Below are 16,065 nucleotides of genomic sequence, written 5' to 3'. Positions count from 1 at the left end.
GGTGAGGGTGAGGGCCACGACATTCGCCCGTCCGGTGATTTCCCCGCTCGCCAAAATGCTCTAAGCGCCGCGCATGGAGGATGTCGCACCCACTTCGCCGCCTGTGCCCACGCGCCCCGCCCTTGGCAGTCTGGCGATGCTCTGGCATTTCGCCCGCCGCTATCCGGCGCGTATCGCGGGGGCGCTCGCGGCGCTGATCGTCTCGTCCGCCGCGACGCTCGCCATCCCCAATGGCTTCCGGCTGGTCATCGACAAGGGCTTTATGGGCGGTGGGGACATCAGCCGCTGGTTCGAATATCTGCTGATGATCGTCGTGGTGCTCGCGCTGGCGAGCGCGCTGCGCTTCTACTTCGTCTCCTGGTTGGGCGAACGGGTTGTCGCCGACATTCGCAGCGCGACGCAGGCCAATCTGCTGCGTCAGGCGCCCCGCTTCTTCGAGGAGAACCGCCCCTCCGAAATCGCGTCGCGCATGACCGCCGACACCGCGATCGTCGAGCAGGTGGTCGGCTCCACCGTCTCGGTCGCGCTGCGTAATCTTGTGACGGCGATTGGCGGCCTCGTCTATCTCTTCACCCTCGCGCCCAAGCTGGCGGGCCTGTTGCTGCTCGGCATCCCGGTCATCCTGCTGGTGCTGCTGGGCCTTGCCCGGCGGGTCCGCTCCCTGTCCCGCGCCAGCCAGGACCGGCTCGCGGATATCGGCAGTCTCACCACCGAAGTGCTGGGCGCGATGAAGATCGTCCAGGCCTTTGGCCAGGAATCGCGTGAAGCCGCGCGCTTCGACGCAACGGTGGAGAAAGGCTTCGCCACCGCCCGCAAGCGCATCCTGCTGCGGGCCGCCATGACCGCGCTCGCCTTCGCCCTGGTGTTCGGATCGATCACCGGGGTCATGTGGCTCGGCGCGATCGACGTCGCCGCCGGTCGCCTGTCGGGCGGCAGTATCGCCGCCTTCGTGCTGACCGGCGGCCTCGTCGCCGGCGCCTTCGGATCGCTGTCGGAAAGCTGGGGCGATCTGCTGCGCGGCGCAGGCGCTGCGAGCCGGCTGGACGAGTTGATGCGGGCGGAGCCGGGCATCTTCCCTCCGGCCTGCCCCGCGCCCTTGCCTGCAACCGCGCAAGGTGCGCGGCTGAGCTTCGACGATGTCCATTTCCATTATCCCACCCGTCCGGATCAGGCCGCGCTCAACGGCATCACGCTCGACATCGCGCCCGGCGAGACGGTCGCCGTCGTCGGCCCTTCGGGCGCGGGCAAGTCGACACTGATCCAACTCGCGCTGCGCTTCTACGACCCCGAACGCGGCACGGTGCGGCTGAACGGCATTCCCCTGCCCGATGCCGACCCGGCCGTGGCGCGCGCCATGATGGCGATGGTGCCGCAGGACAGCGTGATCTTCGCCGCGTCGGCGCGCGACAATCTGCGCTACGGACGCTGGGATGCAAGCGACGACGCCATCTGGGACGCCGCGCGCGCCGCCAATGCAGAAGCCTTTCTCCGTGCCCTGCCGGAAGGGCTGGATACGTATCTGGGCGAAGGCGGCGCGCGCCTGTCGGGGGGACAGCGGCAAAGGCTGTCGATCGCGCGCGCGCTGCTGCGCGATGCACCGATCCTGCTGCTCGATGAAGCCACATCGGCGCTCGACGCGGAATCCGAACGGCTGGTGCAGGATGCACTGGGCCGGCTGATGCGGGGCCGCACCACCATCGTCATCGCCCATCGGCTGGCGACGGTGCGCGCCGCCGACCGGATTGTGGTGCTGGACGAAGGCCGAATCGTGGAGCAGGGCGACCATGCGACCTTGGTCGCCGCCGGCGGCCTCTATGCCCGCCTGGCGAGCCTGCAATTTCAGGACAATCCGGTCGGCTGAGGCGGGCGGCCGGAGGCGGGATTCAGCGAAACGCTGTCTGGCTCAGTTTGACGATATGATCGAGAATGGCCGGGTGCAGCGGCCGTTCGAACGCGCAACCCGCTTCATGGCCACGTGTCCACAACACGCGCGCGCGTCGCCCCTCGAAGCCGGGCAGCATCACCCATAGCTCGCTGCCCACGGTCAGCTTCATGAAGCTCTGGAGACGAAAGCCGCTGATCGAAAGGTCGGCGATGCGGCTCGTGAACCAGGTTTCCCCCGGACGACGTACCTTGACGCCGATCTGCACATGGCGACGCTCGGCGACCCGCTGTTTGCGATCCTGATCGGGATTCGATTCCGCGCCCATGATTTCATGATCGGACATTGCGGTAAGGAAAGAGTTAAGCGACTGCGCGGAAGCCAAAAAAAGGGGCCGCCAAAGGCGACCCCTGCAAATCCCAGCATTGGAAGATCATCTTCCCAGCCGCCCCGCAAAAAAGGGGAAGTCCTGATATGCGGACCGGCCGGAATTCAGACCTTAGAAGCTGCCATATTGTTCGTTGCCGACGAAACCAAGCTTGGTCACGCCCGCACGCTTGATCTCCGCCAGCACTTGGTCAACGACGACATAGCGGGTCGCAGCGGCCGGCTGGAACTGAAGTTCCGGCTCGACCGGCAGGCGCAGCGACTGCTGCAGATACTGACGCAAGGTCAGCAGGTCGATCGGCGCGCCGTTCCAGGTGATGACGCCACCGGCGTCGATCGCGACCTTGTTCTTGACCGGGTCGATCACGCTGTCCGTGGGCGGCGCGTTCTGCGGCAGGTCGATCTTCACCGCGTGGGTCTGGATCGGGATGGTGATGATGAACATGATGAGCAGAACGAGCATGACGTCAATCAGCGGCGTCGTGTTCATTTCCACCATCGGTTCGCCGTCATCGCGGCCGGCACTCATTGCCATGGCGAATTCTCCTTGTTCGGCCGGTCAGAGGCGGCGGGTGGTCGAACCGGGTTCCGGCTCGGAGATGAAGCCCACCTTCGGGAAGCCGGCGCGCTGCATCGTGTAGATGGTGCCGCCGATGCACCGATAGGGGGTGTTGATGTCGCCGCGGATATGCACTTCGGGCAGATCTTCGGGCGTCATATTTTCAACGCCGCCTGCCTTCTTGATGTCCGCTTCGAGCTTCGCGACCGCACGGTCGAGCAGTTCGCTCGAATTCACCGGGGCCATGCCCCAGAAAACCGCGCAGCTGCCGTCGGAACCCGTCGTGACCGAAAGGGACACATTTTCGGGCTTCGTCGTGGTCGGCTCGAACGCCACCTTGGGAAGCTGCAGATCGACCGTCTGGACGACGACCGGGACCGCGATGAGAAAGATGATGAGCAACACCAGCATGACGTCGACGAGCGGCGTCGTGTTGATGTCGGACATCGGCTTGTCGTCACCGCCCTCGGAGCCAACACTCATTGCCATTGATACTATCCTAACCTTGGTGTCGATGGCGCCCCGTCAACCCCTGGAGCTTTAAAGCCCGGTGGCTGATCGGGGTCCATTGTCGGCGGGGAACCGGGCGGTCGCAGCCGCCGCCCGGCCCCTTCGCCGGCGTCTTGAGACCAATCAGGCCTTGGTCGGAGCAGCGGCCGGCTTGGCGGCCGAAGCAGCCGGAGCCGCAGCAACGACCGGCTTCACAGCGCCGTCCGAAACCAGATAGGCCAGCAGGTCGACGGTGAAGCCGTTCAGCTGCTCGGAGATCGACTTGTTGCGGCGCTGCAGGAAGTTGTAGGCGAGCACCGCGGGAACGGCCACGGCCAGACCCAGGGCGGTCATGATCAGAGCTTCACCGACCGGGCCGGCAACGGCGTCGATCGAGGCCTGACCGGCAGCGCCGATCTTGATCAGAGCGCGGTAGATGCCGATAACGGTACCGAACAGACCGATGAACGGCGAGGTCGAACCGACGGTCGCGAGGAAGGCAAGGCCACCGTTCAGCGACGAGTTGATCGCGGCTTCCGAACGCGCCAGCGAGCCGTGCAGCCAGTCATGCGCTTCGACCGGATCCTTCAGCTTGCCATGCTCTTCCTGAGCCTTGATGCCGTCGTCGACGATCTGCTTGTAGGCCGAGTTCTTTTCGAGCTTGGCCGACGCTTCCTTCAGCGAAGCGGCGCGCCAGAAGGTCGCGCGGACCTTCTTGCCCTGGTTGATCACCTTCTGCTGCTCGATCAGCTTGGTGAACAGAATGTAGAAAGTGCCGACCGACATACCGCAAAGGATGATGAAGACGGTCCAGGCAATGGTGCCGCCCTGCTGGAGGGCTTCCATCAGACCATAGGGGTTTTCCGGCTTCGGAGCCGCAGCTGCGAGATACATCAACATGTTCAAGACTTCCCTCTCAATGAGATCAAGCTAGGGACAGGCGGCGCCGGGCGCGCGCCTTCCCGAAAGGATTATTCCGGCAGACGCCAGGTGATACGCCCGTTGTAGGTGTCGGGCATATCCTGACCATCAGAACCCTTGGCCGGCTTGAAGCGCGCGCGGCGCGGAAGCAGGCGGCAGGTCGCCTCGTCGAGATCGGAATGACCGGTCGAAGAGGTGATGGTGCAGTTGGTCACGCGCCCATCCGCACCGATTTCCAGACGGAAACCGGCGGTACCCGAACGCTCTTCGCGCTGCGCGCGGCTCGGATAGTCGGCGTCGCTGAGCCAGCTGCCCGGTGAGCTGCGCGGCGCGGCGCGCGTCGCAGCCTGGGGCGGCGGCGGCGGAGCCGGCGGGGGCGGGGGCGGGGCGGCGACCGGGACCGGATTGAACACCGGCGGCGGCGTCCGAACCGTCTGGATCGGCGGGGCCGGAGCCGGGGTCTGAACGATCGGCGGCGGAGCGACGACCGGCGGCGGCTCGACCGGCTGGTCTGGCGGCGGCGGCGGCGGCTCCTCGTCCGGTGGCGGCGGTTCCTCCTTCACGTCGATCACGTTCAGCTGTTCCGCCGCCTTTTTGACATATTTCATGCCAAGACCGGTGACGAAGGCATAGCCGAGAACAGCGTGAATCAGGGCGACGATGACGATCGATATCGTGCGACTCGATCCTTGCGAGTGGTCAGCATAGGCCATTCGGCAACGACACTCCTTAACTCATCTTACCAGTGGTTTATACAAATCAGCCAAAAACGACCCAAGCTGTCCGGGAGCTATCCCGGCCACCTTTGGCCCCTGTCCGTCCAATTGCTACCGAGCGAACTCCTATCGCGGCGCACCGTGGCACGCAAACGCTTTATCGATATCCTCATTTGCGTGTACCAATTCCTATCGGAAAGACTTGCCTGTGATATCCTTGCCACGGGCCAAAACCATAGGACGAAGCTGTTGAAGAAACCCGCTACCCTGTTCCGCAGCCTGGGCCTCGCCTGCCTCATTTCCGCCGCATATCCCACGGTTTTCCCGGCATTTGCACAGAGCAACCAAATGGTAACGCAATCATCGGCAGCGCGGTCAGGGTCGTCTTCCGGCCTCTCCTATGCCGACATAGTGGACCTGGCCGACCACGCGCCACTCGTGGCCAATGTGCGTATTCGCAACATCATCAAGATCAGGCCCGAGCAGGCCGGAACGGTTCCGCAGGGGCATCAGCGGGTCTATGTCGAAGCCGAAGTGACAGGCTTGATTCGCGGCGAAGGGGGAATCAGCCCGACCGTCACCTATCTGTACGACGCACCGCTCGACCGGCGGGGCAAACTGCCGAAGCTGAAGAAGGCGCAGGTCATTCTCTTTGCGCGCGCGGGCGGGCGTCCGGGGGAAATCCAGCTGGTCGCGCCCGATGCCCAGATTCCGGCGACCCCTGCCGAAACGGAGCGGGTGAAGCAGATTCTGTCCGCATTGGTCGCGCCTGATGCGCCGCCGACGATTCTCGGCCTGGGCGATGCGTTCCACGTCGCCGGCACGATCGCGGGGGAAGGCGAGACCCAAATCTTCCTGCGCACCGAAAATGGCGACCCGGTCTCCCTCTCCATCCTGAGACGTCCCGGCCAGGCGCCGCGCTGGGCGGTCGCGCTGGGCGAGATCGTCGATGAAGCCGCCCGCCCGCCCGAACCGGGCAGCCTCCTCTGGTATCGGCTCGCCTGCGGCCTTCCCGCGGACCTGCCCGCTCGGTCCGTGCGCACCCTGTCGGTCCAGGATGCCGAAGCGGCGCGCGCGGACTACAGGATCGTCATCGACGCCCTCGGGCCATGCGCCCGCACCCGCCCGATCACCGGCACAGCCACCTGATTCGCGCTTTTCCTTTGGACAGGGGCGCAGAGGCGGCTATCAGCGCGGCTCTTGAAAAGTCGGAAGGGAAATTAGCCGCCATGACCAATCTGCACCGCCATGCCCCGCTGCGCGTCGCGCTCGTCGGTCTTGGCACGGTGGGCGGCGGCGTCATCCGGTTGCTGGAGAAGAATGGCGACCTGATCGCGCGGCGGGCCGGCTGCCCGATCCAGATCGTCGCCATTTCCGCGCGCGACCGGAACAAGGATCGCGGCGTCGATCTGTCCCCCTATGAATGGGTCGACGACATGACGACGCTCGCCACGCGCGACGATGTCGATGTGGTGGTCGAACTGATCGGCGGGGCGGACGGCCCCGCCCTCACCCTTGCCCGCCAGTGCCTGACCGTCGGCAAGCCCTTCGTCACCGCCAACAAGGCGATGCTGGCGCATCACGGCCTCGATCTCGCCCGCCTCGCGGAAAAGGGCGGCATCGCCCTTAAATATGAAGCCGCGGTCGCGGGCGGCATTCCGGTCATCAAGGGGATGCGCGAAGGCGCCGCCGCCAATGAGATCGCCCGTGTCTACGGCATCCTCAACGGCACCTGCAATTACATCCTCACCACCATGGAGAAGGAAGGCAGGGGCTTCGACGAGGTGCTGAAGGAAGCGCAGGATCTGGGCTATGCCGAAGCCGATCCGAGCTTCGATATCGACGGCGTGGACGCCGCGCACAAGCTGACCATCCTCGCCAGCCTCGCTTTCGGCACCGAACTGGATTTCGATGCCGTGGCGACCACCGGCATCCGCCACGTCATCGCCGCCGACATCGCCGAAGCCGCCGCGCTGGGCTTTCGCATCCGCCTGGTCGGCATGGCGCAAAATGGTCCCGAAGGCCTGTTCCAGCGCGTCCATCCGATGCTGGTGCCGCTCGATCATCCGCTCTCCCATGTCGACGGATCGCTCAATGCCGTGGTGGCGGAGGGCAATTTCGTCGGCCGCCTCTTCTTCCAGGGACGCGGCGCAGGCGACGGCCCGACCGCTTCGGCCGTGGTCGCCGACCTCATCGACGTGGCGCGCGACGAATATGGCGACGCCTTCGCCATGCCTGTCGCCGCGCTGACGCCGCAGAAGACCGCCGACGCCGGCGAGCGCGTCGGCCGCGCCTATCTGCGCTTCAAGGTCAAGGACCAGCCCGGCGTGCTGGCGGAGATCGCCGCCGCCACCCGCGACGCGGGCGTATCCATCGAAAGCATGATTCAGCGCGGCGCCCATCAGGACGATGGCGTGCTGGTCGCAATCGTGACCCATGCGAGCGAGGAGAGCGCCGTGCGCGACACGCTGGAGCGGCTGGCCGGATCGGACAGCCTGCTCGACACGCCGATGGTGATGCACATTCTCGACTGATCGTCCGTCAGTGCTGTCCGGCACCATCGAAGCGGTCGGGCAACGCGGACGGCGGCGCCAGATCGGCATCGGGATCGATGATCGCCGTAACCGCCTTCGCCAGCGCGCCCGCGGCCTGGAATATCGGGAGGCCGCCCGTGCAACCGGCCCCCTGCCCGCCGACCACGCCGCAACTGCCCTGCTTCACCGGTCCAGCCGAGGCGCGCGGCGCATCTCCTTTCACAATGCCGCCTTTGGCCGCCTCGCGCGGCAGAGGCAGTCTTTCCTTCGCATTGCGTTCGGCCCGATTGCCGCAGACCACAATGCCGCCGCCACTACGGTCGCAAGGCTTCACCACCTGCGTCTTGGCGCGGTAGACCGCCATCGGATCCATATCTTCCGCCGCCCAGCTACTGCCCGGCAGCAGCAGCATTGACGCAAGGAGGAGGTTCAACGCCTTCATCGATTGGTGAGGAAATCATCCAATGGTGGCGACATCATGGCCGGCGCTCGACAAGCCCCGACGCAGCGCCTATCGCGCTCGATCAAAGCAGAAGGAAGAGGAACAAGATGGTGCAGGGAAGCTCGATTCTCGACCGTGTCCTGGTGTTGGAAATGGTCCGCGTCACCGAAGCGGCGGCGATCGCCGCATCGAAGCTGATCGGCCGGGGCGATGAAAAGGCCGCCGACGCCGCCGCCGTCGAAGCCATGCGCCTCGCCTTCAACGATCTCTACATGGACGGCACCGTCGTCATCGGCGAAGGCGAGCGGGACGAGGCGCCGATGCTCTATATCGGCGAGAAGGTCGGTAATGCGATCGGCACCGGGCCCAAGATCGACATCGCGCTCGATCCGCTGGAGGGCACGACGATCACCGCCAAGGCCGGACCCAACGCGCTCGCGGTGCTCGCCATTTCGGAGGAAGGCGGCCTGCTGAACGCGCCGGACGTCTATATGGAGAAGCTGGCGGTCGGCCCCGGCTATCCTGAAGGCGTCATCGACCTCAACAAATCGGTCAAAGACAATGTCGATGCGGTCGCCACCGCCAAGGGCGTCGATCCGCATGAATTGATCGTCTGCGTGCTCGACCGGCCCCGGCACGAGAAGCTCATCGCGGAACTGCGCGCGATCGGCTGCGGTATCATGCTCATTCCCGACGGCGATGTGGCCGGCGTGATCGCGACCAGCGACCCGGAAACCACGATCGATATCTATATGGGGTCGGGCGGCGCGCCGGAAGGCGTGCTGGCCTGCGCTGCGTTGCGCTGCGTCGGCGGCCAGTTCAAGGGGCGGCTCCTGTTCCGCAACGAGGATGAGAAGGCGCGCGCCCGCAAATGGGGCATCACCGATCTCGATCGTGTCTATGATCTCAAGGAACTGGCGAAGGGCGACTGCATCTTCGCCGCGACCGGCGTGACCGACGGGTCGCTGCTCGACGGGGTCAAGCGCCTGCCCGGCGGGAAGCTGACGACCGAAAGCGTGGTGATGCGCGCCAGCACCGGCACGGTGCGTTGGGTCAAAGGCGAACATCGGGTCGACCACAAGGGCAATTGATCCGCCACAGCCGTCTCCACGAAAAAGGGAGCCTGACGCGGCTCCCCTTTTTCCATCCCTATCGGCCGGCGCGGTGATTGAGGTCGTGGCCCAGAGCCAATATCCCGACGCCGATCAGCGTGTAGAGGCTTTCCTGCGGACCATGGTCCATGGTGAGCGCACCCGCCATGACGCCCAGCCCCAGCGATCCGATCGCGGCGGGCATCATGAAGCGATGGACGATCGCGCCATGGCCCAGCGCCACCGCGCCGAGCAGAATGGCAAGACCCAGCCCGACCTCATGGAAAATCGGGCTTTCGAAAATACCGCCGGCCGATGCGAGCAGGCCAAGCACCACGGCCGTGACGAAGCAATGCGCCACGCACAGCCCCGACAATGCGATCGCGATGCGATCGAGTCGTCCAGTGAAAAGGGCATGGCGAAGGCTTTGCGGCATGGTTGCCGCTACATAGGGCAGCCAGCTATAAGTTACAACATAACATCGTGAAATTTATCGCCCAGGCGGCGAGAGTCACGCGGCCAGACGCAGACAGTTCCGGCCGCTATGCTTGGCGCGATAGAGTGCCCGGTCGGCCGCCTCCAGCATCGCCGACCGGGTCGAACGACCATCCAGCTGCACCAGCCCCGCGCTGAAGGTGATGGCGATCGCTTCGCCCCCGTCATTGACCTCGATCGGCCGCGCCAATCGCGCCCGCAGCGTCTCGCACGCCATGCTGGCCCCGGCGATATCGGTGTCGACGAACAGGATGGCGAACTCCTCCCCGCCCAGCCGGCCAAGGCTGTCGACACCGCGCAGCCCCGGCCGCAGCCTGTCGACAAAGGCGCGAAGCACCCGGTCGCCGGCATTATGGCCGAACCGGTCGTTGACCGCCTTGAAATGGTCGATGTCGATCAGCAGCAGGCTCGACCGCGCGCCCGTCGCCGCGCGGCCCATTTCGGCATCCAGCTTCTCCAGGAACGCGCGGCGGCTGTCCGCGCCGGTCAGCGAATCGCGCGCGGCGACCTGCTGCAATGCCCTTTGCCGCGCCTTGTGGCGGGATATGTCGCGGATCATGCCGACGACGCCGCTGGGCTGGCCATCCCCGTCGACCACCGCCCGGCTGACCATCTCGCACCAGTCGAGATCGCTCATCGACAGGAGCGGGCGGAATTCCACCTTGTGCACCGACCCCGGCTGCGCCAGCGCCTTCTCGTGGGTGGCGACGACGGCGGCGCGATCCTGCGGGGAAACCAGATTGGCGGCCGCCTGCCCCACCAGCAGGTCGGGCGCGCAGCCGATCTGCTCCAGGGCCGAGGGCGACGCATATTCGATGACGCCGTCGACGCTGATGTCGAGCACGACATCCCCGCTATGTTCGGCCATGGCGCGGAAACGCGACTCGCTTTGCTGCAACATCTGGAACAGCCGCCGCCGGCCGTTGAGTTCGGCCGCCACCGGCATGGACAGCAGAAAGCTGAGCGCCAGGTAGAATTGGAAGGCCTGCACCCGCTCGCCGTGCGATACGGGGATGATCATCAGCGGCCCGACGCCCGACAGGGTCGCCAGCCCCCCGACCGCGGCGAGAATGACGATCGCGGCAGCCGCGCCCATATGGCCGACGCGGAAGGCGATGAGGACCAGCGGCAGCAGCGGCGCGAACAGCATCGGGTACCGCGCCCAGTAGAAGATATGCACCGTCACCAGGGTGAACAGTGCCAGCAGGGCGAGCGCCTCGATCTTCATGGACCGCGGCGTTTCGCGCATCCAGCGACCGAACTCACCCTGCAACAGCATCAGCAGGATCGGTGTGCAGGTCAGGCCGCCCAGGGCATGGCCGGTATACCATTGGAGCCAGGAAGCGGCGAAGCTGACCGGCGACAGCAAGGCCGCGACCGAGGCCGCCGCCACTCCCGTCACGACATCGGCCACGCCGCAAAGGGCGATGATGAAGACGACGAGCGGACGGACCGACCCGGTCACGGCCCGGTCGCTCAGAAAATGGCGGCAGATGGCGGCGACGATCAGCGCCTCGCCGACATTGATGATCGCCATCGGCAGCGCGGCGAACGTCCCCATGCCGAACAGCGCCGTGGCCAGCGCGCTCGCCACGACGCAGGCCAGGATCGCACGGGGCCAATAGGCGGCGCGCGCGGTCAGCAATTCCGCCATCAGAAAGGCATTGGCGCCCCAGATGAAGGCCAGCCCGCCCTCGAAGCGCGATGTCAGCAAGGCTGTCGACGCTGCCGCGAAATAGACGCAGCCGGTCATCAACGGCGCGAGCGGAGACGAAGGATGGCGAAGGGCGAACCGCGGCATGGTTCGACCGCGATACTATGCTAACCTTAATATTTGCTCATGAACCGGATCGGACGCCCCGTTCGCGTCAGGCCTTTTCCAGCGTGCATTGCAGCGGATGCTGGTTCTGCCGGGCGAAATCCATCACCTGGTTCACCTTCGTCTCGGCGACCTCATAGCTGAAAATGCCGCACACGCCGACGCCGCGCTGATGGACATGCAACATCACCCGCGTCGCTTCCTCCATATCCATGCGGAAAAAGCTTTGCAGGACATGCACGACGAACTCCATCGGCGTATAGTCGTCATTCAGCATCAACACCTTATAGAGCGACGGCTTCTTGGTGCGCGTGCGCGTGCGGGTGGCGATGCCGACGTTGGGGCCGCCCGGCCCCTCGCCCTGATCGTCCTGATCGCGGCCCGCCAACTTCACGGACCACGCCGATGCGGTGGTGACACTGTTCATGATGCGCAAGGATATGGCGATTCGTCCGTCCATGGCAAGGGGGCGACGCAGCCGTTCGCCGTGCGCACGGCCATTTGCAAAGCAAAGGGCGCCCCTTTCCGAGGAAAGAAACGCCCTCCATGCTATGACTTGGGGGTCGGGCCGCCTCAGGCGGCGAGCGACTTCACCTTGTCGGTGACCAGGGTCACGCGCGCGGTCAGCGGCTGCGCGACGTCGCCGGCCAGCTTCATCAGCGCTTCGCTGTTCTTGGCGGCTTCCTTGGTGAACTCGTCGAAGCTGGTCGAGAGCAGCTGGCTCTGGAGCTGGAAGAATTCGGTCGGCGTCTTGACGGTCGAGAAGCTCTTGAACGACGCCGTCGCCTTTTCGAAGCTCTTGCGGCTGTAGTCGACCGCTTCCTGGCCCAGCGTCTCGATGCCCTTGGCGGCGATCTTGCTGGATTCGACGAGGGCTTCGACATTGCCCTTGGCGATGTCGCTCAGTTCCTCGATGGCCTTGGTCGACTTTTCGACATGGGCCTTGGTCTTCTCGTTGAAGTCGGCATAGGCGGACTCGAACTTGGCCTTGGTTTCTTCGGCGATCTTCTTACCGGATTCGATAACGTCGTTCATGATCTTCGTTCCTTCTGTGGCGGGCAGCGGCTGGGTCGCAATGGTTTCGGCCTTGGTCAGGCTCTCTTTAGGTTCGGGCTTCGCCGGTTCGACGACCGGCTCCGGCGCGGGCGTTTCAGCCACCGGTTCCGGCTCGGGCGTTTCAGCCACCGGTTCCGGCTCGGGCGCATCGACCGGCTCGGGCGTGCTCTGCGGATTGGTGTCGATCGGCTTCACGCTGGCGGCCTGGGGATTGGTATCGATCGGCTTCACACTGGCCGCCGCCACCGGTTTCGGTGCGGGCTTGGGCGCGGGCTTCTTTTTCACAGGCTCGCCTCCGATCGCCGCTTCGGCCGCCTTCAGCGCTTCGCTCGCCGACAATGTCGTCGAAGCGGCCTTACTACGCGGTGTGCTCCTCGGGGTCTTCGGGGTTTCGGCCATGACCATCCTCCGTTTGTTGCACTGCACAATATGATGTTCGCAGGACAAATGCAAGGCTTATTGTGCAGTGCAACAAAATTGCCATCCGCAATCCGCCGCAATCCTGCCGCAGCCTGTCGCAAAGCGCGAAAAATCCCCGCTTAGCGGCTTTTCACATAGCGCCCGGGGGCATCCTCAATCGCCTTGAGTCTGCCCTTGCCGGGCATACGCGCGCCCTTCACCGGCGCCGTTTGCGAATCGAGTCCCTCGATCCAGGCGCGCCAGTCGGGCCACCAGCTGCCCTTGGTTTCCTTCGCGTCCGCAAGGAAGGCGTCCAGCGTCGGCTGCGCTGCGTCGCAGGTCCAATATTGATATTTCATCGCGGCCGGCGGATTGACCACCCCGGCGATATGCCCCGACCCGGCGAGCAGGAAGCGGACCGGCCCGGACAGATTCTCGGTCAGTTTCCAGACGCTCTCCAGCGGTGCGATATGGTCTTCCCGGCCCGCCTGGACATAAGCGGGCGTTTCGATCCTGGTCAGGTCAATCGGCGTTCCGTCGACGCTGATCGCGCTGGGCACCACCAGCAGATTGTCGCGATAAAGCTGGGTCAGATAATCCCGGTGCCAGCGCGCCGGCAAATTGGTGGTGTCCCCGTTCCAATAGAGCAGGTCGAAGGGCGGATAGTCCATGCCGAGCAGATAATTGTTGACGACATAGTTCCAGATCAGGTCACGCCCGCGCAGCAGGTTGAACGTCGCCGCCATATAGCGGCCGTCGAGGAAGCCGGACGAGGAAAGCTGCTCCACCATCTTCATCTGATCGTCGTCGACGAACAGGGTCAGGTCGCCGGCCTGGCTGAAATCCACCTGCGCGGTGAAGAAGGTCGCGCTCGCCACCTTATCCGCCTCGCCGCGCGCGGCGAGCAGCGCCAGCGTCGCGGCCAGCGTCGTGCCCGCCACGCAATAGCCGATCGTGTGGACGTTCTTCACCTTCAGCAGGTCGCGCACCGTGTCGATCGCGTCGACCTGGCCTTTCAGGATATAATCGTCCCAGACCAGATCCTTCATCGACGTGTCGGCCGACTTCCAGGACACGAGGAAGACGCTGATCCCCTGGTCCACCGCCCATTTGACGAAGCTCTTTTCGGGCGAGAGATCGAGAATGTAGAAGCGGTTGATCCAGGGCGGGAAGATGATGAGCGGCGTTTCCAGCACCGTTTCCGTCGAGGGCGCATAATGGATCAGCTGGTAGAGCGGCGTCTCATGGATCACCTTGCCCGGCGTCGCGGCGATGTTGCGCCCCAGTTCGAACTGGGTGCCGTCGGTATGGGTTAGCTGCCCCTTCTCCAGGTCGGCCAGCATATGCTTGAGGCCCTTGACCAGATTCTCGCCGCCGCTTTCGATCGTCTTCTGCACCACCTGCGGGTTGGTGAAGGGGAAGTTGCTGGGCGCGATCGCGTCGAGCAGCCCGGTCGTGGCGAAGCGCAGCTTTGCCTTCTGCTTCTGGTCCACGCCGTCGACCGCATCGGCCAGCTTCAGGAGATAGTCGGACAGCAGCAAATAGCTTTGCCGGATGAGGTCGTAGAAAGGATGGTCGGTCCAGGCCGGGTCGGCGAAACGCCGGTCCTTGCGCGCGGCGGGACTGGTCGCCGGAACGACGCCCGGCTGGTCGCGTAGCAGGCCGCCCGCATCGAGGAAACGCTGCCACAGCGCCAGTCCTTCATCGGCAAAGCCGGTCTGGATACGGGCTACGATCTCGGGGTCAAAGGGCAATGTCTGGCCGCTGGTGCCCGCCGCCTGCTCCAGCAACAGCTGCTGGGCGCGGCCAAGCACCTGGGTCCATTGCTGCATCTCTTCCAGGGTCGGCAGGTGCGGCTCCATGACGTCGCTTCTCTGCATGGCCACCTTCCTCCTCCTGGCATCATCGGCGCGCGCGGCTTTCACTGGCGCGTCGTCCTTTGGCCGGTTATAGCCAGTTTGTGACACGCGAAAGGCGCGTCACGCACTATTCCCTACCGCGAGCTTTCAGGAAAGCCCCAATAATGTCCGAAGAATTTTACCGCATGAAGCGCCTGCCGCCCTATGTCATCGCCGAAGTGAACGCGATGCGGGCCGCCGCGCGGGCCGCGGGAGAGGACATTATCGACCTGGGCATGGGCAATCCCGACCTGCCGCCGCCCGACCATGTGATCGAGAAGCTGATCGAGGTGGCCAAGAAGCCGAGCGCCCATGGCTATTCCCAGTCGCGCGGCATCCCCGGCCTTCGCAAGGCGCAGGCCAATTATTATGCCCGCCGCTTCGGGGTCGAGATCGACCCCGAAACCGAGGTCGTCGTGACCATGGGGTCGAAGGAAGGCCTGGCCAGCCTCGCCACCGCGATCACCGAGCCGGGCGATGTGGTGCTGGCGCCCAATCCCAGCTATCCGATCCACACGTTCGGCTTCATCATCGCGGGCGCGACCATCCGCTCGGTGCCGACCACCCCCGACGAGAATTATTTCCGTTCGCTCGACCGCGCCATGGCCTTCACCGTGCCGCGCCCGTCGATCCTGGTGGTCAATTATCCGTCCAACCCGACGGCGGAGACGGTCGACCTCGCTTTCTATGAGCGGCTGGTCGCCTGGGCGAAGGAAAATAAGGTCTGGGTTTTGAGCGACCTCGCCTATTCCGAGCTTTATTATGACGGCAATCCGACCCCCTCGATCCTTCAGGTGCCGGGCGCCAAGGATGTCGCGATCGAATTCACCTCGCTGTCCAAAACCTACTCCATGGCGGGCTGGCGCATGGGTTTCGCGGTTGGCAACAAGAAGCTGATCGCGGCGATGACGCGGGTGAAATCCTATCTCGACTATGGCGCCTTCACCCCGATCCAGGCGGCGGCCTGCGCCGCGCTCAACGGGCCGCAGGACATTGTCGAGAAGAACCGGCAACTCTATCACAAGCGCCGCGACGTGCTGGTCGAAAGCTTCAGCCGGGCGGGCTGGGACATCCCGGCGGCGCGCGCATCGATGTTCTGCTGGGCGCCGCTGCCGCCCGCGCTCAAGGACATGGGCTCGCTGGAATTTTCCAAGCAGCTGCTGACCCACGCCAAGGTCGCGGTCGCGCCGGGCGTCGGCTATGGCGAGGATGGCGAGGGTTTCGTCCGCATCGCCATGGTCGAGAATGAGCAGCGGCTGCGGCAGGCCGCGCGCAACATCAAGCAATATCTGAAATCCATGGGTATCAACACCCCCTCCTCCAAGGGCGCGGCCTGAGCTATCGGCCGGACCGGACGGGCGGGCGCTGCGGCTGCAT

General features: G+C 64.9%; 16 protein-coding genes. 5 read left to right on the top strand and 11 right to left on the bottom strand.

All coding sequences use genetic code 11. The features are described from left to right. Nucleotides 1–73: 73 nt before the first annotated feature. Nucleotides 74–1,861 (top strand): ABC transporter transmembrane domain-containing protein, encoded by a 1,788-nt coding sequence (locus tag AC58EF_RS01065; RefSeq protein WP_497273797.1) that lies wholly within the window; start codon nucleotides 74–76, stop codon nucleotides 1,859–1,861. 22 nt (nucleotides 1,862–1,883) lie between these two features. Here the strand turns inward: AC58EF_RS01065 and AC58EF_RS01060 are convergent, their stop codons facing one another. The 5 genes from AC58EF_RS01060 to AC58EF_RS01040 form a co-directional block, all read right to left on the bottom strand. Next, entirely contained in the window at nucleotides 1,884–2,210 is a 327-nt protein-coding gene (locus AC58EF_RS01060) for a PilZ domain-containing protein (protein ID WP_497274172.1), read from the bottom strand. A 171-nt stretch (nucleotides 2,211–2,381) separates the two neighbouring features. Continuing rightward, complete coding sequence (locus AC58EF_RS01055) at nucleotides 2,382–2,804, bottom strand: ExbD/TolR family protein (RefSeq protein ID WP_497273796.1); 423 nt, start codon at nucleotides 2,802–2,804, stop codon at nucleotides 2,382–2,384. A gap of 24 nt (nucleotides 2,805–2,828) precedes the next feature. Continuing rightward, nucleotides 2,829–3,317 (bottom strand): ExbD/TolR family protein, encoded by a 489-nt coding sequence (locus tag AC58EF_RS01050; protein WP_497273795.1) that lies wholly within the window; start codon nucleotides 3,315–3,317, stop codon nucleotides 2,829–2,831. 144 nt (nucleotides 3,318–3,461) lie between these two features. Further along, nucleotides 3,462–4,217 carry a MotA/TolQ/ExbB proton channel family protein gene (locus AC58EF_RS01045; protein WP_497273794.1) on the bottom strand — a complete coding sequence of 252 codons (756 nt, stop codon included), beginning with the start codon at nucleotides 4,215–4,217 and terminating at the stop codon, nucleotides 3,462–3,464. Between the two features lie 71 nt (nucleotides 4,218–4,288). After that, nucleotides 4,289–4,951 (bottom strand): energy transducer TonB, encoded by a 663-nt coding sequence (locus AC58EF_RS01040; RefSeq protein WP_497273793.1) that lies wholly within the window; start codon nucleotides 4,949–4,951, stop codon nucleotides 4,289–4,291. 351 nt (nucleotides 4,952–5,302) lie between these two features. Here AC58EF_RS01040 and AC58EF_RS01035 point away from each other — a divergent pair, with 351 nt between their 5' ends. Further along, nucleotides 5,303–6,103, top strand: coding sequence for a hypothetical protein (locus AC58EF_RS01035; protein ID WP_497274170.1), 801 nt, complete (start codon nucleotides 5,303–5,305; stop codon nucleotides 6,101–6,103). Between the two features lie 80 nt (nucleotides 6,104–6,183). Continuing rightward, the gene (locus tag AC58EF_RS01030) at nucleotides 6,184–7,488 is read left to right on the top strand and encodes a homoserine dehydrogenase (RefSeq protein WP_497273792.1); all 1,305 of its coding nucleotides are present in this window, start codon (nucleotides 6,184–6,186) and stop codon (nucleotides 7,486–7,488) included. 7 nt (nucleotides 7,489–7,495) lie between these two features. Here AC58EF_RS01030 and AC58EF_RS01025 read toward each other — a convergent pair whose 3' ends face one another. Beyond that, nucleotides 7,496–7,930 carry a hypothetical protein gene (locus AC58EF_RS01025; protein ID WP_497273791.1) on the bottom strand — a complete coding sequence of 145 codons (435 nt, stop codon included), beginning with the start codon at nucleotides 7,928–7,930 and terminating at the stop codon, nucleotides 7,496–7,498. A gap of 107 nt (nucleotides 7,931–8,037) precedes the next feature. On the opposite strand from AC58EF_RS01025, the gene glpX reads away from it, so the two are divergent. Beyond that, the gene (gene glpX, locus AC58EF_RS01020; RefSeq protein ID WP_497273790.1) at nucleotides 8,038–9,021 is read left to right on the top strand and encodes a class II fructose-bisphosphatase; all 984 of its coding nucleotides are present in this window, start codon (nucleotides 8,038–8,040) and stop codon (nucleotides 9,019–9,021) included. Between the two features lie 58 nt (nucleotides 9,022–9,079). On the opposite strand, the gene AC58EF_RS01015 is transcribed toward glpX, so the two are convergent. The 5 genes from AC58EF_RS01015 to AC58EF_RS00995 all read right to left on the bottom strand — a co-directional run bounded on the left by AC58EF_RS01015 (nucleotide 9,080) and on the right by AC58EF_RS00995 (nucleotide 14,670). Further along, entirely contained in the window at nucleotides 9,080–9,457 is a 378-nt protein-coding gene (locus AC58EF_RS01015; protein ID WP_497273789.1) for a MerC domain-containing protein, read from the bottom strand. 75 nt (nucleotides 9,458–9,532) lie between these two features. Further along, entirely contained in the window at nucleotides 9,533–11,317 is a 1,785-nt protein-coding gene (locus AC58EF_RS01010; RefSeq protein ID WP_497273788.1) for a sensor domain-containing diguanylate cyclase, read from the bottom strand. 67 nt (nucleotides 11,318–11,384) lie between these two features. Next, nucleotides 11,385–11,762, bottom strand: a complete 378-nt coding sequence (gene clpS, locus AC58EF_RS01005; protein WP_497273787.1) for an ATP-dependent Clp protease adapter ClpS — start codon at nucleotides 11,760–11,762, stop codon at nucleotides 11,385–11,387. A gap of 146 nt (nucleotides 11,763–11,908) precedes the next feature. Continuing rightward, nucleotides 11,909–12,790 carry a phasin family protein gene (locus tag AC58EF_RS01000; protein WP_497273786.1) on the bottom strand — a complete coding sequence of 294 codons (882 nt, stop codon included), beginning with the start codon at nucleotides 12,788–12,790 and terminating at the stop codon, nucleotides 11,909–11,911. 140 nt (nucleotides 12,791–12,930) lie between these two features. Continuing rightward, complete coding sequence (locus AC58EF_RS00995; RefSeq protein WP_497273785.1) at nucleotides 12,931–14,670, bottom strand: PHA/PHB synthase family protein; 1,740 nt, start codon at nucleotides 14,668–14,670, stop codon at nucleotides 12,931–12,933. Nucleotides 14,671–14,813: 143 nt separating this feature from the next. On the opposite strand from AC58EF_RS00995, the gene AC58EF_RS00990 reads away from it, so the two are divergent. After that, nucleotides 14,814–16,025, top strand: coding sequence for an LL-diaminopimelate aminotransferase (locus tag AC58EF_RS00990; protein ID WP_497273784.1), 1,212 nt, complete (start codon nucleotides 14,814–14,816; stop codon nucleotides 16,023–16,025). Nucleotides 16,026–16,065: the final 40 nt, after the last annotated feature.

This window comes from Sphingobium sp. WR1, from assembly GCF_059693745.1.
This window is presented reverse-complemented; position numbering and strand designations above follow the sequence as displayed.